The sequence below is a fragment of the Comamonas sp. Y33R10-2 genome (genome assembly GCF_019355935.1).
Lineage (GTDB): Bacteria > Pseudomonadota > Gammaproteobacteria > Burkholderiales > Burkholderiaceae_C > Comamonas.
The window spans coordinates 927,974-946,244 of the sequence record NZ_CP079925.1 but is presented as its reverse complement, the minus strand read 5'-3'; the positions used below and the strand labels follow the sequence as shown (position 1 = coordinate 946,244).

The following is an 18,271-nucleotide window of genomic DNA, read 5'->3' as shown; positions in this document are numbered from 1 at the left end:
GCTGTTTGCGATAGTTTCAATCATGCATGCATTGCAATAACTCAGTGCAAACCACTTAGGACTGCTGAGCCAAAACAGGGTTAGCCACCCAATCCTCCGCCAGCACTGGGCGCTTGAACCAATAGCCCTGACACAAAATACTGGGTTCAAGCGCTCGCAGCAAATCGGCCTGTTCCTGCTCTTGCACCCCTTCCGCCACCACACGCAGGCCTTTGGCTTTAGCAAGCATTAAGACAGACTCGACCAGCACCCGGCTATCTGCATTGATGCGCATATCGCGAATAAAAACCTGATCGAGTTTCAGCTCCTGAATCGGCAGACGCATCAAATAAGCCAGTGATGAGTAGCCCGTCCCGAAATCATCCAGCGCAAACTGCACCCCCAAAGCCTCCAAATTCACCATTTTCTGAATCGCATGCTCCACATCGCTGAGCAGCAAACTCTCGGTAACTTCAAGTATCAGCTTGCGTGGATCTATCCCTGTGCGCTGAACCACAGACTTCACCTTGTCCACAAAATCTGAATGTTGGAACTGCAAGGAGCTGACATTGACAGACAGCGAGTAACCCGCCGCTTGCACGCGTGGGTCGTTGAGCAATAAGCACACCTGCTGCAGCATCCAGTCGCCCAATGGAACAATCAGGCCGCAATCCTCTGCCACGGGAATAAATTCACCGGGCGAGATCATTCCCTTTTCAGGGTGCAGCCAGCGCACCAGGGCTTCGGCCCCCTGCACTCGCCCAAACATATCGACCTGTGGCTGCAAAAAGACCCGCAACTGCCCCTCTTGAATCGCGACAAACAGTTCTTTCTCAATCGTCATGCGCCGCAGCATGGTCTCATCGAGAACTTCGGAGTACGCATGTACTTGATCGCCGCCTTGATGACGCGCCTGGCTCATGGCCAAGCCTGCACGGCGCAGCACATGGTCTCCACTGTCCGTCTTTAGCCCTTCCTCCACAAAGGGGAACACGGTAAAGCCAACGCTGCAAGACAGCTGCACCGCTTCAGCGCCCTCAGGCAAGCCAGTGATTTGAATCATGCTCAGGCCGCGCTGCAGTTCTTGGGCAACCGTGTAGGCTTTAATACGCGCCTCGTGCCTTGATTTACCTACCTCTTTAATGACTACGGCAAACCGGCCATCACGAATACGGGCCATGCCTTCAGCCTCTGGCTGCAAGGCTTTGAGCCTCGCAACGAAAGCCTGCAGGAAAGCATCTGCCCAAAGCCTGTTGTGAGAGTTCTCAAAATTTTGAAAACGATCAATATCAATGATAAGCAAGCTGTGCCAGTCATGCCCACTGCGGTAAGGCTTGAGGTTTATCACCGAGCCATGCCCATCCAGATCTTCCCTCTGCAATTCAAGCATTTCCGTGAGCTTATTGAGCAAGCCCTTGCGATTGAGCAACTCAGTCAGGGTGTCGTAATGCTGCAAATGGCGAATACGGTTTTCAGCCTCGCGCTTTTCCGTAATGTCAAAGCGTGTTTCAAGCAAAAAAGCCAAGCGATTGTCTTTGCCAAGCACCGGCGCCACGCGCATTTGCTCAATCACGGGTTCTGCATTGCTGGTGACTCGGTACACCACATCTTCCCAAGTCTTGCCTGCCTTGAGCAGCGTCCACATCTGCGCGCGCTGTGCAGGGGTCATACCGTCGCCAATTACTCTGCTGCACTCGCTGGAATGTTCACCACCAATGCGCTGGCGATACTCTTGGTTGGAATAAACCTCGGAGCTTTTGGCCGCATCAATGATCAAAATACTCGACTTGCTTTGCTCAACAGCTTGAAAAAGCACATTCAGCTGCTTTTTGTGATGCTCCAACTCAAGCAAAGAGGCTCTCAACTCTTTAAGGTGGCGCCTATAGCCTTGCACCATCATCCAAGTGATGCCCAGCAAAAACAGCATCACATAGGCGATTGACAGCACGTTCTCCCACTGAGAATGCCCTGCATAAACCAGCCCTGCTCCCAGCAAGATCACGCCCAAAATGCTCAAGCTCGCCTCGGCCGTACCTAAAGTCCACGCGGCGAACACCACCAGCACCGTCAAAGTCAAAGCACTGATCGTCGGCTGAAACGCTGCATTCCAAGCCCAAAAAGCAGTCAGCGCCAGCGCCGCAATCACAATGCAACGCGCACCCCAGCGCCAATGGCCGCGCCAGGTCAGCAACAGACAAACTGCTGCGATGACCGTAGCCAGTGGCCCAGCCCAAAACCGCGCATTATCGATGCCCGCAAATATGGAGGCCAGCCAGCCCATTGAGCAATACCAAAGGCTGACCAGCACCGTGCCCAGGCGCGCATAGGCCCAAGACGGCAGTACGGCATTTTCTTTGGACTGCAAGAAGGTGAACATGGGACTGCTATGACTATTTACATGGCCATAGTTTCAAATAAAAGTCCCATTTCGCACCTAGGGAAAGGTTGTAGTGCCCTAAACATGTGGACGCATCCCAACGCGGCACTGAACTGCCCATAAGGAAAGTGTCAACACTGCTTATGACAAGCGTGCTTTGCGCCCTTTTCTGCGCGCCATCGTCGCGGCATCTTTTTTGGCTTGGCGTTCTGCATCTTTGACCAATCCCTCGGCCATCCAGACTTCAAACTCTTGGGGCGTTTCCAGCGTAATGCGGCCAATCGTTACGTCACGGAAGTCGGTCAACACCAACTCAGCCGCTTTTTGCAGGTTGACGCGCCCGCCGCTCATCACTGCGCCGCGCTTTTTGCCGATCAGCGCCAGCAGTTCATCGTCATGCAGCGCTGCAATTTCTTTGTCATCCAATCCCAGCTTATAGCGCTCGGCCAGCATGGCTGCGTAGTTCTTCTGGAGATACAGCAGCAGCTCCAGCACTACCAACTCTTCATCGAAGGCATTGCGGCCAACAGCGCCGCTGGCGGCCAGATTAAAGCCGCTTTTTTCTACGATGATGCGCGGCCACAGCATACCGGGCGTGTCCCACAGGTAAAAGTCATCGGCCAGCACAATGCGCTGCTCCAACTTGGTCACGCCGGCCTCGTTGCCAGTCTTGGCCTGCGTCTTGCCGCTCATGGAGTTGATCAGCGTGGACTTGCCGACATTGGGCACGCCGCAGATCAGCACGCGCATGGGCTTAGCCAGACCGCCGCGTGTGGGCGCCAGCAGCTTGCACTGCTCGATCAGGCGCTTGGTGGGAGCAAGTTCAGAGGCATCCAAGCCAATGGCACGCGTTTCGCTTTGGGCGTTGTACCAGTCGATCCAAGCCTTGGTCTGGGTAGCGTCAGCCATGTCTTGCTTGTTGAGAATCTTCAGGCGCGGCTTGTGACCTGTCATTTCTTGCAGCAAGGGGTTGGCACTGGAGCCCGGCAGGCGCGCATCCAGAACCTCGATGACCACATCAATATCTTTCACGCGCTCCGTGATGGCCTGACGCGTCAGATGCATGTGACCGGGGAACCATTGGATGGCCATAAGCGGAGATCTTTCTTTATGGTGGATGTAAGGCGCACAATGCAGCACGCTGCTGCTGCGGCAGCTCGCCTGATGTGCGCAAACACCTTTTTATGTTGGTGAATTCAGGCGCGCAAGGATAATCTCCCTCAGCTTTTCTGACCTACTCGCTCGTTTATGCCCCTGCCTTCTGCCCCCCAAAAGTCCAAAGCCCGCAATGAAGTTCTGATCAAGGGCCTGACGATTGCGCTCATAGGCATCATTATTTTGCTGGCTCCGATCTTCAAACCCGAGAGCGGCATCGCCCAGTTGTTTGCCCAGTCGCACATCGTAGGCTGGTTTGCGCTGGTGCTGGGTCTGGCCTTTATCGGCCAGCATCTGTGGGTGCGCTTCAAAAAGTGAGCACCGAGGCTTTGCTTCAACCTTTGAGCCAGGCCCGCAGCCAGATTTCGCTCTGGCAAGGCCGGGCGGCTCAGGCGGCAGTCACCCTGCGCAACCCGCCGCCAGAGCCCACAAGCTGCTGCGGGCGGGGCTGCAACGGCTGTGTGTGGGAAGGCTATTACGGCGCTTTAGGCTTCTGGCTGGAAGATGCGGCCGAGGCTTTGGCCTCAACCTCAGAAACTCGCGTTATTTAAGCCTTTTCGGGCTGTAGTCCACACAATCATTAGACTTTCCCATCATTTTTTATAGCACTCTGTGCGGCGCCTCGCTTAAAGCCTCGATGTCATGAAAAAGCGCCTGCGGTCCATAAACCGCAAGCGCTTATAGCTATCAAATTTAGCTAATCAATTCAAAGATTTACCGCAGACTAGCCGGATCCATATAACGCAACCGCCATTCTTCAAACGTCATGGTGTCTGCTGCCTCGATGGCTTTTTGCTTGGCCACAGACTCTTGGCTCATTTGCTCATAGCGCACCTGCTGCTCGGCCGTCCACGGCATGGCCAACAACGCATCGCGCGCCTTGGCGGACTGGGTGGTCATGAAGTCGATAAAACGGTTGTCGTAGCCTGCAGTCAGCTCTTGCAGCACATGGGCTGAAGGCGTAGTTTGCGCGTTTTGCACTCGGCCCAACGCTTGCTCTAGCGCCGCGCTGTAGTCGCCACTGTTATGGGCAGCATCCAGCGCCTGCGCATAAGGGCGGCATTGTTGCAGTACTTCTTGCGCCCAATCGATCAGCAGCACGGGCTGGCCGTTGCGCACCAGCTTCAGGCCCGGTTCGCGGCCTTGCTCTGCGGCCAAGTGCTGGTTGTGCTTGAGGTCATCAATTTCTTGCGGCGTATCGTCTGAGCTTGCTGTGTGCAGGCAATGCAGTAAAAAGACGTCAATCATGCGCATGGTGGCCGGGGCAATGCCCACGGTTTCATACGGGTCGATGTCCATCAGTCGCACTTCCACATATTCCACGCCGCGCTCACGCAGAGCATGCAGCGGGCGCTCGCCGCTCTTGACAGTGCGCTTGGGGCGGATGGTGCCGTAGAACTCGTTTTCAATCTGCAGCAGGCCAGTGCCCAGCTGGTTGTAGTCGCCACCGGGGTTCTTCACGCCCAGTTGCTCGTAAGCGGCATAGGGACGAGTCAGCGCTTCGTGCAGCGAATCGGCATAGCCATCGAGCCCGTTGTAGCTCACGCAGATGGTGGACTGGGCATCGCTTTGATAACCCAGTCGCCCCATGCGCAGCGATGTGGCGTAGGGCAAGTACAGCGCATCTTTGCCATCGCCCAGCGGCTGCAGGCGGTGCTCGCGCCCTTGCACAAAGCTGGGGCACAGCGCGGGGGATGCGCCATAAAGGTACAGCAGCACAAAGGCGTTGCGGCGGAAGTTGCGGATCAGCGCAAAGTACTCATCGCTGCTCACCCCGGGCAGCGACCAGTTGTAGTGAATGCCCGAGATGGTCTGCATGCGGCGGCCATAGCGGTGGCCCAAGCCCATGCGGTACACACTCTTGGAGCGGCCCGAATGCGAACTGCCGTAGCGCCCCAGCGGAATGGTTTCATCCGTGGGCAAGCGGCAAGGCATGCTGGAGTTCCACATCAGCTCGCCACTCTCGCTCAAATTGCGCAGCACAAACTGATGAACTTCGGTCAGCTCATTAAGACACTCGTCCACACCCAAACGCGCGCCGGTGATGAGTTCGAGCTGCGACTCGCTGTAATCCGTGGTGATGTTGGGGTGCGTTAATGCCGAGCCCAGCTCGCCCGGGTGCGGCGTCAGGGCCAGCGAACCCGTCGCCAATGCCCGCAATCCCTCTTTTTCGATACCGCGGCGAATGCCCAGCAGCCTCTGGGCTGAAGGCATGTTCACGATGGCCTGCGATGTCTTCATTCTTGTTTACCTTCTCGTTGAAGACGCTCAAAGCAAACTTAGTCTGCCCAATCGCGCCCAGTCGGCGAATGATAGAGAAACCCGACCAAACGCGATGGCAGCTGGCCGCTTAACCACGCTTTTCGGCCTGTTGAAACACGTTATACATGGGCACGAGCCAGAAAATTGTCAGCTTAACAAGCCAGCCAAAGAGAGCGCACGCTCACTACAAAACAGAAAAAGCCCTCACAAGAGGACTTTGCCCAGCTGTGCTAATCGTCAACCCAAGCACTATTTATGCAGCCAATGCACCACTAGAGATGCATTAGTTTGCTCAATGGCCGTGCGCCTTCATAGCCTTACCGACTTCAACTTGCCCCTGCACCGCACCGCTGCCGGGCACTTGCTGCCCCTCGCTGGCCGTCACCTCGGCCAGTCGCGCAGCCAGTTGCTCTGGCACCTGATCGCCTAGGCCTAAATAAACGCCTTCGGTCATGGTGATGTGCGCGGCTTCAAAGCCGCCAGCACCCGCGCAAAGAATGGTGCGCGTGGGCGCACTTTCGTGGGCTAGTACCAGCATGGCAGGCACCACAGCTTCGGGCTTGAGCGCTTCAAGTACTGGCTCGGGCATCAGCCCTGCTGTCATGCGCGTGGCCGCCGTCGGGGCCAAAGCGTTGACGTGAATATTGTTTTTGGCGCCTTCAATAGCCAGCGTCTGCATCAAGCCCACCTGCGCCAACTTGGCCGCGCCGTAGTTGGCTTGACCAAAATTGCCATAGAGGCCTGTGGACGATGTCGTCATCACGATGCGGCCATAGTTCTGCTCTTGCATATGCGGCCACACGGCCTTGCAGCAGTTGGCTGCGCCCATCAAGTGCACATCGACGACGAGGCGGAAGTCCGCCATATCCATCTTGGCAAAACTCTTGTCACGCAAAATGCCGGCGTTATTGACGAGGATGTCTACCCGGCCCCAGGCGTGCATCGTCTGCTCAACCATGGCCTGCACGGCCTCAAAGTCCGTCACCGAAGCGGCATTGGCTATCGCCTCGCCACCTGCGGCGCGAATTTCATCAACCACTTTTTGCGCAGCTGTCGCCGAGCTGCCCGAGCCATCTACCGCGCCGCCCAAGTCGTTCACCACCACCTTGGCCCCACGCTGGGCCAGCGCCAGCGCATGCAGACGCCCCAAACCACCACCCGCACCGGTCACGATCGCCACACGACCTTGAAAATCCATTGCCATGATGTCTTGCTCCTTGCTTCAACGGTTGTTTGCACCACCTCAATGTAAGCGGGCATGTTGCAGCGCAACGTAGCCTTTGTGACTATTGGCTGCAGAGTGCGGGAAAGCACGGGTAAGCGCAGATAAAAACGGATCAGTCTGGAGAAGCTATCTATTTCAGAGCACAACCTCCATCAATTGCATTGATTTGCAATACAAATCAGCTTGCATTCAATGAATTGACAGGACAAACCGCTTTCAAATGAATAGTGAAGTCTTATCCCCATTTTTACGCAACAAGCCTGTGGACAAGCCTGAATAGCTTTGGCAACGCTCACTCAAACCATTGATTTAGATCACCTTTCTCAAACCGCCTATTTTTTAATCAAAATTCTCCAGCAAAGCACCACTTATCCCGTCCTAGGCTGAACATCCTTGTGAACAACTGAGCCTCTTAACTGGATAAGTCAGATAAGTCATTGATTCCAAACAAATTGCAAACCACTGATTAAAAAACAGGCAACCCAAGCATGCCCACGGCCTTGGCAAAACGGCTACAAACACAGGTTTTGCATCGCTCGAATTCATCGCCTCATGTCCAACGACTCTGCTTTCGCCCCACCTTTTTTTATTGCTAAGTGCGAGCCCAGCGGCCAGCAGGTCGACGCATGGGCGGACCAGTCCTTGCTCGATTCATTAGAGAGCGGCGGCGTGGACTGGCCAAGTTCCTGCCGCAACGGCACTTGCCGCACCTGTCTGGGCCAAATGGTCTCAGGCAGCGTGCGCTATGACATTGAGTGGCCGGGACTGACTCCTGAAGAAAAGGCCGAGGGCTATGTGCTGCCCTGCTGCGCTTATCCTGAAAGTGACGTGGTGTTGATGGACGCTCCCTGAGCCGCTTTGCGACTTCCCCCGCTGGGGGATGGCAGCCTTGCCGCGAGGCGGCTCTCGCTTGCTGCCTCTACCTTGGGCCATTCCTATTTCAGAGCCTGCTTGCACTGCATCATGGTTTCAAGGGCAACTGCCGCGGCTCAAGGTCGCTGTGCAATAGAATAGGTGTTTTCAGCAAGGCCTTGCCCTGCAGAAAGCGGCTAACCGCTTCACACGTTCTTTGGAAGTCCTGCCATCGCGCCCTGCTATTTGATGCGGCGCTGGCAATGCCTCACTGGTGCGTGTCGTGCGCCAGCCCTGACTGCTTGCATCGCTTCAAGATCACGTCCAAGAAGGCAATTCCATGAACAGCTCACTCCAACCCGTGCCCATCTCGCCGATTGAAGAAATCGTGGCCGAAATGCGTGCCGGCCGTATGGTCGTTCTCGTTGACGAAGAAGATCGCGAAAACGAAGGTGATTTGGTTTTAGCATCCGACCATGTCACGCCCGAAGCCATTAACTTCATGGCCCGTTTTGGCCGTGGTCTGATCTGCCTGACGTTGACCCGTGAGCGCTGCGAGTTCTTGAAGCTGCCCCCCATGGCCGCCCGCAATGGCACGGTGTACAGCACTGCTTTCACCATTTCTATTGAAGCCGCTGTGGGCGTCACAACCGGGATCTCCGCAGCAGACCGCGCCCGCACCATTCAAGTCGCTGTAGACAAAAACACCCAGCCTGCCGACTTGGTGCAGCCCGGTCATGTGTTCCCGCTGCAAGCTGTGGATGGCGGCGTGCTGATGCGCGCTGGCCACACTGAAGCGGGTTGCGATTTGGCCGCTTTGGCAGGCTGCTCGCCTTCGTCGGTGATCTGCGAGATCATGAAGGATGACGGCACCATGGCCCGCCTGCCTGATCTGCAACTGTTCTGCGCCGAGCACGGCATCAAGATCGGCACCATTGCCGACCTGATCGAATACCGCAGCCGCAATGAATCGCTGCTGCAAAAAGTGGGCAACCGCCCCATGCAAACTGCTCACGGCGAGTTCACCGCCTATGCCTTCCGCGACGTACCGAGTGGCTCAGTGCACTTGGCACTGGTCAAGGGCGAATGGCAAGCCGGCAACACCATCCCCGTGCGTGTGCACGAGCCTCTTTCCGTGCTCGATGCACTGGAAGTGGGCCGCAACCAGCACTCATGGGGTCTGGATGAAAGCCTGAAATACATTGCTGGCAACGGCCAAGGCGTTGCCGTGCTGCTGAACTGCAGCGAATCTGGTGACGAACTGATGACGCAGTTTGAAGGCAAAGCACGATCTGCCCAAGCACCCGAGCGCGGCCGCATGGACCTGCGCACCTATGGCGTGGGCGCGCAAATTCTGCGCGAGCTGGGCGTGAGCAAGATGCAACTGATGGGCCAACCCCGCCGCATGCCCAGCATGGCTGGCTACGGCATGGAAATCACAGGCTACATCCCTAAAGAATCTAAAGAATAAGAGACGGAATAAAAAATGCAAAACGCAGAACAAGGCCAAGGCCTGAACATGAACGGCGCTGATCTGAAAATCGGCATCGTACAAGCGCGCTTTAACGAAGGCATTACCAACACCCTGTTTGCCTCCTGCCGCGATGAGCTGCTGGCATTGGGTGTGAAGACTGAGAATATCGACCATGTCACAGTCCCCGGCGCACTGGAAGTGCCCGTGGCCCTGCAGACACTGGCTGACCTCGATCAGTACGACGCCCTGGTGGCGTTGGGCTGCATCATCCGTGGGGAGACATACCACTTCGAGCTGGTAGCCAATGAATCGGGCGCTGGCGTCACACGCCTGTCCTTGGACTACCGCCTGCCGATCGCCAATGCGATCATCACCACTGAAAACATGGAGCAAGCCATTGCCCGCCAGGTGGACAAGGGTCGCGATGCCGCCCGTGTTGCCGTGGAAATGGCCAATCTGCTCAACTCTTACGACAATCATGAGTGAAGAACAATCTAACCCGTCGGCTTCCGACCGCCCTGCGCGCCAAAGCCGCTCAGGCCTGACCAGCACCGGTGCGCGCAAAGCCGGCTCCAAATCCAACCGCAGCCGCGCACGTGAATTCGCACTGCAAGGCCTGTACCAATACATTGTTGGCCGCAATGAAATCTCGCAGATCGACAGCTTCACGCGCGATCTGGCGGGCTTTCACAAGGCCGACGTGGTGCATTACGACGCCCTGCTGCGTGGCTGCGCCGAAAACGAAGCTGCTCTGGACGCATTGATTGCGCCCAAGCTGGATCGTGGTTTGGCCGAAATCTCACCCGTCGAGCATGCTTGCATGTGGATTGGCGCGTACGAGTTCCAAAACTGCCTCGACGTGCCATGGCGCGTTGTGCTCAACGAGTGCATCGAGCTGGCAAAGGAGTTTGGCGGCACCGATGGTCACAAGTATGTCAACGCAGTACTCAATGGGCTGGCACCAGAACTGCGCAGTGCTGAAGTCGCCCACGACCGCGCCAAGCAAGACAAAGCCCCAAGCTAAGTCCGCAGGCAACACCGGGCCCGGCGCAGCAAATGCACCGGGCCCTCGCCCTTTTGGCCAAGGCATACGCGAGGACTGCCCATGGAATCCCAACACCCCACATTACCGGCCCCCAACCCGGAGCTCACGCCCGAGCTTGCCCGGGATCTGGCACCCTGGCTGGCACTGAACGCCGGTACCTGCTGTGTGCTGGAAGTGGGGGGATTCAGACCCACGGGAGACCCTGCCGCATCGCATTTCGGCCTGTCCCCCTTAATGCAGGCGGATGAAGAATGGCCACTTGATGCGGCTGGCCAGCCCATGCAATTCATCGCCCAGTTCAACCTATTGCAAGCCCCTTGGCTGCCCGAGGCCCTCACGGGCCATGCCTTGCTGCAGTTTTTTGTGGGTGAAAAATTTATCGAGAGCAGTTGCGCCCCAGAGACCTGGGCCATCCAACTGCGCGCCAGCACTGCGGGCCTGACGCCCCACGAGCAACCACCGTTCCGCGACGATGCCTGGATTGGCAAAGGTTTCGAGGCCCGCTGGCTGCCACCTCAAAACGACCACCCTTGCTACGATGATTCCAGCATGCGCCTGCCAAAGGGCATGGAAAAATTTCCCAACGATGCCCATGGCCTGTGCTCGGGCCGCACCAAGCTACGTGGCTATGCCAAAAGCCTGCAGCATGAAATTGCTTTTCTGCGCCCCGTCAAAGATGACAACGGTGACTGGCTGCCCTCACCCGACGAGCCCTTCTATGTGATGCAAATCGACAGCGAAGGCAAAGCCGGTCTGAACTGGGTGGACGGTGGCATCGTCTACCTGGGCTGTCACCCCGGCACCGGCAAGTGGTCTGTCCACTGCCAGTTTTATTGAGAGTACATCGATTCATGTCCGTTATTGAGCTTTCCCGCCGCGCCCAACGCATCGAGCCTTTTTACGTCATGGAAATGGCCAAGCACGCGCAAGAGGTCGCGCGCCAGTCCAGCGCCAGCGGCTCACCCATGATCTATCTGAACATTGGCGAACCAGACTTCACCGCACCACCTCTGGTGCAGCAAGCCGCTGAACAAGCCATTCGCGACGGTCGCACCCAATACACACAAGCCCCCGGTCTGCCAGAGCTGCGCGAGCGCATCAGCGCTTGGTACGCCAGCCGCTTTGACATCAACGTGCCAGCGCGCCGCATCATCATCACCGCAGGTGCATCCGCCGCGCTGCAACTGGCCTGCCTTGCACTGATTGATGAGGGCGACGAGGTCCTGATGCCCGACCCCAGCTACCCCTGCAACCGCCACTTTGTCTCGGCGGCTGAAGGCAAGCCGGTGCTGATTCCAGCATCCGCAGAAGAGCGTTTTCAGCTCAGCGCTGCCAAAGTCGAGGCCGCCTGGGGTGAGCGCACACACGGCGTGATGCTCGCATCGCCCTCCAACCCCACGGGCACATCGATTGCGCCTGATGAACTGCGCCGCATTCACGAAGTGGTTCGCGCCAAGGGCGGCCTCACTATCGTCGATGAAATCTATCTGGGCCTGTCTTACGACGACGCTTACAGCAAGTCAGCGCTGGAGCTGGGCGATGACATCATCTCCATCAACAGCTTTAGCAAATACTTCAACATGACCGGCTGGCGTCTGGGCTGGATGGTGGTGCCCGAATCGCTGGTTGCCCCCATTGAGATGCTGGCCCAGCACCTATTCATCTGCGCCAGCACCATCTCGCAATATGCGGCGCTGGCCTGTTTTGAACCCGAAAGCATTGCCGAGTACGAACGCCGCCGCGCCGAGTTCAAAGCTCGCCGCGATTACTTTATTCCGGCACTGGAATCGATTGGTCTGCCCGTTCCCGTCAAACCCGATGGCGCGTTTTACGCCTGGGCCGACTGCCGTGCCGCCGCTGAAAAGCTGGGGGTAAAGGGCAGCTGGGATTTCGCCTACGCCGTGATGAATCAGGCCCATCTAGCCATCACCCCCGGCCGCGACTTTCGCCATGCCGAGACCGCGAGCTATGTGCGCTTTTCCACAGCTAACTCTATGGAGCAGCTGCAGGAGGCCATTGCGCGCCTGAAGAAGCTCTTAGGCTGAGACACCATGGCTTTTGAGTTCCCTATTCGGGTTTATTGGGAAGACACAGACGCAAGCGGCCGCGTTTTCCACGTCAACTATCTCAAGTTCTTCGAGCGTGCGCGCACCGAATGGCTGAGGTCACTGGGCATTGCCCAGCAAAATCTGCGGGAACAAACCGGCGGTATCTTTGTCGTAACCTCAGCGCAGCTTGAATACCTGCGCCAGTCACGGCTGGATGACCAACTGATTGTTACTGCAAAACTCCAAAGCGCAGGCCGCGCCTCGCTCACAATCGAGCAACAAGCTTTACGGATCAACCCTGAAGATCCAAGCCAAGAGCCTGAGCTAATTTGCACAGGCTTCATCCGCATTGGCTGGGTCAATGGCACGACCATGCGCCCCACAAGAATTCCAAACCATATCCTGGAGCAATTTTCATGAACTCCCAAGACATGTCCATCCTCAGCCTCATCATGCAGGCCAGCTGGGCGGTTCAACTGGTCATGCTGATTTTGGTGGTCGCATCCATCGCCAGCTGGGCCACCATCTTCAACAAAGCCAAAGCCTTAAAGCGTGTGCGCACGCTCAACGATAATTTTGAGCAAGATTTTTGGTCGGGCACCAGCCTGAACGACCTCTACGCCTCTGCTGCGCAAAACGCCAAGACTGGCGCCCCCATGGAGCGTATTTTTGCCAGCGGTATGCGTGAGTATCAAAAGCTGCGAGAGCGCCGCATGCATGATGTCGCCACGCTAATGGACGGCACACGTCGCGCCATGCGCGCCAGCTTCCAGCGCGAGCTAGATGAGTTGGAATCTGGCCTATCCTTTCTGGGCACCGTGGGCTCAGTCTCGCCTTATGTGGGTCTATTCGGCACCGTCTGGGGCGTGATGCACGCCTTCACCGGCTTTGCCAATATGGAGCAGGTCACACTGGCCACCGTCGCCCCCGGCATTGCCGAAGCGCTGGTTGCTACGGCTATGGGCCTGTTTGCCGCTATTCCAGCAGTCACAGCCTACAACCGCTACGCCCACAACGTAGACCGCATTGCAAGCCAAGAAGAGACCTTCATTGAAGAGTTCTCCAACATCTTGCAGCGCAACGTGGGGTCTAGTGCAAATGCCTCGGCCTCTGGCCACTAATGACTCAATGCAAGGAGTAACTCCATGGCAGGCATGAGTTCACGCGGCGCTCGTAACCGCCGCACGGTCAACGAAATCAATATGGTGCCCTTCATCGACGTGATGCTGGTGCTGCTCATCATCTTCATGGTGACAGCGCCTATGCTCACGCCGGGCTCCATCAACGTACCAAGCGCCGGCAAGTCTTCGCGCCCACCGACGAAGAACATTGCCTATGTGCTGCTTGAAAAAGATGGCAGCATGCAGTTCAAGAACGGCAGCAACACACAAACCGTCAAACTGAATGACCTCAAGGCCCTTGCTCAGTCTTGGCAAGAAGGCCAAAGCGAAGACAGCGCCATTCAAATCATCGCTGACAAGGGTCTGCCCTTTGATGACGTTATGAAGGCGCATTCCACCCTCTCCAAGGCCGGTGTCAAACGCATTGCCTTTGGCGTTGTCTCTTCTTCCAGCAATTGAACCTCGTCATAAAGCTCTGCCCTGCCGCGCTTGAATCCAAGCACCGCAGCCTGAGCCGACGCCCCATTCACCATGCCTAACCAGCAAGATCGCGATCAGTTTGCGCCACCCAGCCACCAAGGCCGGGTGCGCTCGTGGTCGCTTGCCCTGGCCGCGCACGGGCTGCTGATTGCCGCTCTGCTGTGGACAGTGCGTGCCCCCAAAGAAACCGAAGAAGCCATGGTTCAAGCCGAGGTCTGGAGCAGTGCAGCCCCAGCCTCCGCGGCGGCTGTAGTGATGCCCCCCCCTCCACCAGAGCCCACTCCCGAGCCTGTCTCAGAGCCGCCACCGCCCCCCCCTCCTGAGCCTGTGGTCATTCCCAGACCCGCTCCAGCACCCACTCCCAAAATCCAAGCCAATGACGACGATCATGAGGCTGAGATTGCGCTGGCCAAAAAGAAGAAGCAAGAGCAGCTGAAGAAGGAAAAAGCCGAGAAAGAAAAAGTAGAAAAAGCTGAAAAGGCACAGCAAGAAAAGCTCGATAAGCAAAAAGCGGACAAGGCGGAAAAAGCAGAAAAAGAACGCCAAGAAAAAATAGATCAGGCCAAAAAAGACAAGGCCGAAAAGCTCGCTAAGGACAAGGCAGAGAAGGAGAAAGCCGACAAGGCTGAAAAAGACAAAGCAGCCAAAGATAAGGCTACCAAGGAAAAATTAGAAAAGGCTGAAAAAGATAAAGCTGAAAAGAACAAGCTTGAGAAGGAAAAGGCCGCTAAAGAAGCCAAAGAAAAAGCAGCAAAGGACAAGGCTGCTAAAGAAGCCAAAGCAGGTGATGACCGCCGCAAGGCTGAACTGGCGCGCTTGCAAGGTTTGGCCGGAGGCTCCGGTAGTGCTGGCGGCAGCGGCGGTGGTGACCACAGCGGCACGGGCGGCAGTCGCACCGGCGGTGCGGGCAACAGCGCCAATGGCGGCCCTTCAGCAGGCTACGGCTCCAAAGTCGCAGCAAAGGTCAAGCCTAATATCGTCTATCCAGACTCCATCAGCGGCAACCCGCGCGCCGAAGTGCGTGTTCGCACAGCGCCAGATGGAACGATCACCAGCGCGACGATCTCCAAGTCCAGCGGCAACGCGGCCTGGGATGAAGCCGTGGTCCGCGCCCTGCACAAAACCGACAAGCTGCCGCGAGATATCGACGGCAAGGTTCCATCCGATCTGGTGATTGGCTTTAGACCGCAAGACTGATGCTCTTCATCAGGCGAGAAAATTGAACTGAACTCTAAAAATTGGAGTTCTTCTCTTTGTAAAAAACTCGGCAAGAAACCGGTCGATTCAATTTTTATCCGCCGGGCAGTTGAGGTTTTTATATTTTTTCGGCCACATCGCTGGGAATCTAAGCAGGAAAAGCGAGAAAAATCGGGGAACAATCCCCAGAAATTTGTACGTGACCCGGTTTGTTCCCCGATGTATTCCCCGGTGGTGCCTAGGCTGGAGCTATATCTCTTTAGTCTCCACCGGACACTAAGCCATTGATTTACCAAAAGAAAAAGGGATTCAATGAACTTCATTGAATCCCTTTGGATGGGTAGATGGTGGAGCTGGCGGGAATTGAACCCGCGTCCGCAAGCCTTCGCCGGACAGATCTACATGTTTAGTGCTCTGATTTAAATCTCGCCACCCAAGCCGCGCAGGCACACGCTACTTGGTTAGCCAGCTTCCTAAAATCTCGCCAAGTATCAAGAAGCCCGATACCCAGCCAGCTAATGAAAATTCCCTTACAGCCTGGAGATATTGCTACCCCCTTGCCCAGCCCACTAGCGTGCTGTTGTAAGGCTCACCGGATTAAGCGGCGAGTGCGAAACGTTCGTCGTTTGCAGTTAGTTTTTTGAATGGAGATTTACGAGCGTCACTCAAGCTCGACATGCACCGCACCGGTCCCGAACCCACGTCGAAACCAGGACAGCCCCTTAATCGCTATTCTAGCCCTATCCCAGCAACTTCAACAGCTCAAGTGGAGATTTGATGTGTGCATCTGCGCCCCAGTGCGCTGTATCGGTCTTTGCGCCTAGGTATCCGTAGCATGCAGCCACCGTTTTCATACCTGCTGCAGCGCCAGCCTGAATGTCGCGCTCGTCGTCACCCACATAAATGCAATGCTCGGGATGAATGTTCATGCGCCGAGCCGCCTCAAATAATGGCTCTGGATGCGGCTTGGCATGGGCTGTTGTATCTCCGCTCACCACTGCTGCAGCTTTGGAGAACAAAGGCATTTGCCGCGTCAAGGGATCAGTAAAACGCATGGACTTGTTGGTGACAATGCCCCACAAAAGCGGGCCCGCCTCCAAAGACTGTATTAATTCAGTCACACCATCAAAGGCGTAAGTCCGCTCAGTCATGCATTGCTCGTAATTGCGAAAAAATTCTTCTCGCATTTCAGCAAAGCCTTCTGATTCTGGCGTCATGCCAAAGGCAATACCCAGCATTCCGCGTGCGCCAGCACCGGCCATATGGCGGTAGGCGTCCAAAGACAATGATGGCATTCCACGATCGACGCGCATTTTGTCGGCCGCAGCACCCAAATCTGGCGCGCTATCTATCAATGTGCCATCTAAATCGAACAACACCGCTTTCACATGCGTCCACATTGTCATTACTCCTGCGGGCGGCGAGTCGCCAGCATGTAATTGACCGAAGTGTCATTGCTTAACCAATAGCGACCCGAGATGGGGTTGTGCTCCATCCCCTTGCTCCCCTGAAGATCCAGCCCCGCTTCTCGTACAAAGCGAGCCAGTTCACTGGGACGCAGTAGTTTTGCGTACTCATGCGTTCCCTTGGGAATCATTTTTAGCATGTACTCCGCAGCCACAATCGCCAGTGCAAAAGCCTTGGCATTGCGATTAATGGTGGAGAAAAACACCCAGCCGCCGGGCTTTACCAGCTGCGCGCAGGCACGAACGATGGATGCTGGGTCAGGCACATGCTCCAGCATTTCCATGCAGGTCACCACATCAAAACTAGCCGGCTGCTCTTGCGCAAGCTGCTCAACGCTGACTTCGTGGTACTGAATATTCGGTGTGGATGTCTCCAACGCATGCAACTGCGCCACTCGCAAGGCCTTGGTTGCCAGATCAATGCCCACAACGCTGGCACCTTTTCGCGCCATGGAGTCGGCAAGAATACCGCCGCCACAGCCCACATCCAGCACTCGCTGATTCGCCAAAGGCGCCTGGGCGTTAATCCAGTCGAGCCTCAGAGGGTTAATTTGATGCAGGGGCTTGAATTCACTCTCGGTATCCCACCAGCGATGGGCCAAGCTGGAGAACTTTTCAAGTTCTGCGGGATCGGCATTGATAGTGTTGCTCATGGTGCAATTGTCCGCGATTACAGCAATGGATCTGGCATAAAAAAAGCCCCGTTACCGGGGCTTTTTGGGTAGCAATCAAAGATTACTGAGCAGCTTTGGTGCCCACAACTTCGATTTCCACGCGACGGTTTTGAGCGCGACCAGCAGCAGTCTTGTTGTCTGCCACAGGTTGCTTTTCGCCCTTACCTTCGGTGTACACGCGGCTCTTTTCGATGCCCTTGGACACCAAGTAAGCCTTCACAGCTTCAGCGCGACGCACCGACAGCTTCTGGTTGTAAGCATCGGAGCCCACGGAGTCAGTGTGACCCACGGCGATGATAACTTCCAGGTTGACGCCCTTGATCTTACCGGTCAGGTCGTCCAGCTTGGTCTTACCAGCTGGCTTCAGAACCGACTTGTCGAAGTCGAAGAAAGCGTCAGCAGAGTAAGTAACCTTGGAAGCGATAGCAGCAGGAGCGGGAGCAACTGGAGCAACAGCAGCAGGAGCAGCAGGAGCAGCAACTTGAGCCTTCAGTGCGCCGTCGCAATCAACAGCAGCAGTAGCAGGTGTCCAGTTGGCATCGCGCCAGCACAATTCGTTTGTGCCGTTCTTCCACACCAGCTCGCTGGTGCCGTTTTGCCAGTTGTCGATAGTCTTGCCACCGTCAGCAGCCTTAACTTGTGCGCCAGCGGCCGTCACGAGGGCAGCGGAGGCAAACAGCATCGCCACTTTGTTCAGTTTCTTCATGGTTCTCCTCTTGGGGAAAAAGCCGCAGCAAGGCTGCGAATCTGTGGACGTCATCAGTGACCATCACCAAAAACGTTGAAACGATTGTGCCATACGTAACATGCAAGAGTGTTGTCAACTAAGCTACAACAAGTAGGAGAGCGGCGTAATTACTAAGTTATGTTGCTCTGCTGCCACACGCCATTAGACCTAAAATGCATGTTTTCCAGC

Annotated in this window: 19 protein-coding genes and 1 other RNA gene; 12 read left to right on the top strand and 8 right to left on the bottom strand. The window is 56.2% G+C overall.

Annotated features, from left to right (window positions below):
• Positions 1–55: 55 nt before the first annotated feature.
• Together KUF54_RS04280 and ylqF are read right to left on the bottom strand one after the other, a co-directional pair.
• Positions 56–2,356: a bifunctional diguanylate cyclase/phosphodiesterase gene (locus KUF54_RS04280; RefSeq protein WP_219345444.1), complete on the bottom strand. Its 2,301-nt coding sequence runs from the start codon at positions 2,354–2,356 to the stop codon at positions 56–58.
• 141 nt (positions 2,357–2,497) lie between these two features.
• Positions 2,498–3,448 carry a ribosome biogenesis GTPase YlqF gene (gene ylqF / locus KUF54_RS04275; protein ID WP_219345443.1) on the bottom strand — a complete coding sequence of 317 codons (951 nt, stop codon included), beginning with the start codon at positions 3,446–3,448 and terminating at the stop codon, positions 2,498–2,500.
• A gap of 156 nt (positions 3,449–3,604) precedes the next feature.
• Here ylqF and KUF54_RS04270 point away from each other — a divergent pair, with 156 nt between their 5' ends.
• Complete coding sequence (locus KUF54_RS04270; protein WP_219345442.1) at positions 3,605–3,829, top strand: hypothetical protein; 225 nt, start codon at positions 3,605–3,607, stop codon at positions 3,827–3,829.
• Positions 3,826–4,062 (top strand): oxidoreductase-like domain-containing protein, encoded by a 237-nt coding sequence (locus KUF54_RS04265; RefSeq protein ID WP_219345441.1) that lies wholly within the window; start codon positions 3,826–3,828, stop codon positions 4,060–4,062. The genes KUF54_RS04270 and KUF54_RS04265 overlap by 4 nt, the downstream gene beginning before the upstream one ends.
• Before the next feature lie 163 nt (positions 4,063–4,225).
• On the opposite strand, the gene gshA is transcribed toward KUF54_RS04265, so the two are convergent.
• Together gshA and KUF54_RS04255 are read right to left on the bottom strand one after the other, a co-directional pair.
• A complete protein-coding gene (gshA, locus tag KUF54_RS04260) occupies positions 4,226–5,752 on the bottom strand; it encodes a glutamate--cysteine ligase (protein WP_219345440.1) in 1,527 nt (508 codons plus the stop codon).
• A 313-nt stretch (positions 5,753–6,065) separates the two neighbouring features.
• Positions 6,066–6,977, bottom strand: coding sequence for an SDR family oxidoreductase (locus KUF54_RS04255; protein WP_219345439.1), 912 nt, complete (start codon positions 6,975–6,977; stop codon positions 6,066–6,068).
• Positions 6,978–7,550: 573 nt separating this feature from the next.
• On the opposite strand from KUF54_RS04255, the gene KUF54_RS04250 reads away from it, so the two are divergent.
• The 10 genes from KUF54_RS04250 to tolA all read left to right on the top strand — a co-directional run bounded on the left by KUF54_RS04250 (position 7,551) and on the right by tolA (position 15,215).
• Positions 7,551–7,850: a 2Fe-2S iron-sulfur cluster-binding protein gene (locus KUF54_RS04250; RefSeq protein ID WP_219345438.1), complete on the top strand. Its 300-nt coding sequence runs from the start codon at positions 7,551–7,553 to the stop codon at positions 7,848–7,850.
• Positions 7,851–8,190: 340 nt separating this feature from the next.
• Positions 8,191–9,321, top strand: coding sequence for a bifunctional 3,4-dihydroxy-2-butanone-4-phosphate synthase/GTP cyclohydrolase II (ribBA, locus tag KUF54_RS04245; RefSeq protein ID WP_219345437.1), 1,131 nt, complete (start codon positions 8,191–8,193; stop codon positions 9,319–9,321).
• A 15-nt stretch (positions 9,322–9,336) separates the two neighbouring features.
• Positions 9,337–9,810, top strand: coding sequence for a 6,7-dimethyl-8-ribityllumazine synthase (ribH, locus tag KUF54_RS04240; RefSeq protein ID WP_219345436.1), 474 nt, complete (start codon positions 9,337–9,339; stop codon positions 9,808–9,810).
• On the top strand, positions 9,803–10,348 hold the full coding sequence (nusB, locus tag KUF54_RS04235) for a transcription antitermination factor NusB (protein ID WP_219345435.1): 546 nt from the start codon (positions 9,803–9,805) through the stop codon (positions 10,346–10,348). Before ribH ends, nusB begins: the two co-directional genes overlap by 8 nt.
• 81 nt (positions 10,349–10,429) lie before the next feature.
• Complete coding sequence (locus tag KUF54_RS04230) at positions 10,430–11,206, top strand: DUF1963 domain-containing protein (protein WP_219345434.1); 777 nt, start codon at positions 10,430–10,432, stop codon at positions 11,204–11,206.
• A gap of 14 nt (positions 11,207–11,220) precedes the next feature.
• Positions 11,221–12,414, top strand: a complete 1,194-nt coding sequence (locus tag KUF54_RS04225; protein ID WP_219345433.1) for a pyridoxal phosphate-dependent aminotransferase — start codon at positions 11,221–11,223, stop codon at positions 12,412–12,414.
• 6 nt (positions 12,415–12,420) lie between these two features.
• Entirely contained in the window at positions 12,421–12,837 is a 417-nt protein-coding gene (locus KUF54_RS04220) for a YbgC/FadM family acyl-CoA thioesterase (protein ID WP_219345432.1), read from the top strand.
• The gene (tolQ, locus tag KUF54_RS04215; RefSeq protein ID WP_219345431.1) at positions 12,834–13,538 is read left to right on the top strand and encodes a protein TolQ; all 705 of its coding nucleotides are present in this window, start codon (positions 12,834–12,836) and stop codon (positions 13,536–13,538) included. The genes KUF54_RS04220 and tolQ overlap by 4 nt, the downstream gene beginning before the upstream one ends.
• A gap of 24 nt (positions 13,539–13,562) precedes the next feature.
• Positions 13,563–13,997, top strand: coding sequence for a biopolymer transporter ExbD (locus tag KUF54_RS04210; protein WP_219345430.1), 435 nt, complete (start codon positions 13,563–13,565; stop codon positions 13,995–13,997).
• A gap of 72 nt (positions 13,998–14,069) precedes the next feature.
• Positions 14,070–15,215, top strand: coding sequence for a cell envelope integrity protein TolA (tolA, locus tag KUF54_RS04205; RefSeq protein ID WP_219345429.1), 1,146 nt, complete (start codon positions 14,070–14,072; stop codon positions 15,213–15,215).
• A gap of 345 nt (positions 15,216–15,560) precedes the next feature.
• On the opposite strand, the gene ssrA is transcribed toward tolA, so the two are convergent.
• The 4 genes from ssrA to ompA all read right to left on the bottom strand — a co-directional run bounded on the left by ssrA (position 15,561) and on the right by ompA (position 18,061).
• Positions 15,561–15,937, bottom strand: a transfer-messenger RNA (tmRNA) gene (gene ssrA, locus KUF54_RS04200).
• 18 nt (positions 15,938–15,955) lie between these two features.
• The gene (locus KUF54_RS04195; RefSeq protein ID WP_219346265.1) at positions 15,956–16,615 is read right to left on the bottom strand and encodes an HAD-IA family hydrolase; all 660 of its coding nucleotides are present in this window, start codon (positions 16,613–16,615) and stop codon (positions 15,956–15,958) included.
• 5 nt (positions 16,616–16,620) lie between these two features.
• Positions 16,621–17,334, bottom strand: coding sequence for a bifunctional 2-polyprenyl-6-hydroxyphenol methylase/3-demethylubiquinol 3-O-methyltransferase UbiG (ubiG, locus tag KUF54_RS04190; RefSeq protein ID WP_219345428.1), 714 nt, complete (start codon positions 17,332–17,334; stop codon positions 16,621–16,623).
• Positions 17,335–17,416: 82 nt separating this feature from the next.
• Entirely contained in the window at positions 17,417–18,061 is a 645-nt protein-coding gene (gene ompA, locus KUF54_RS04185) for an outer membrane protein OmpA (protein ID WP_219345427.1), read from the bottom strand.
• Positions 18,062–18,271: the final 210 nt, after the last annotated feature.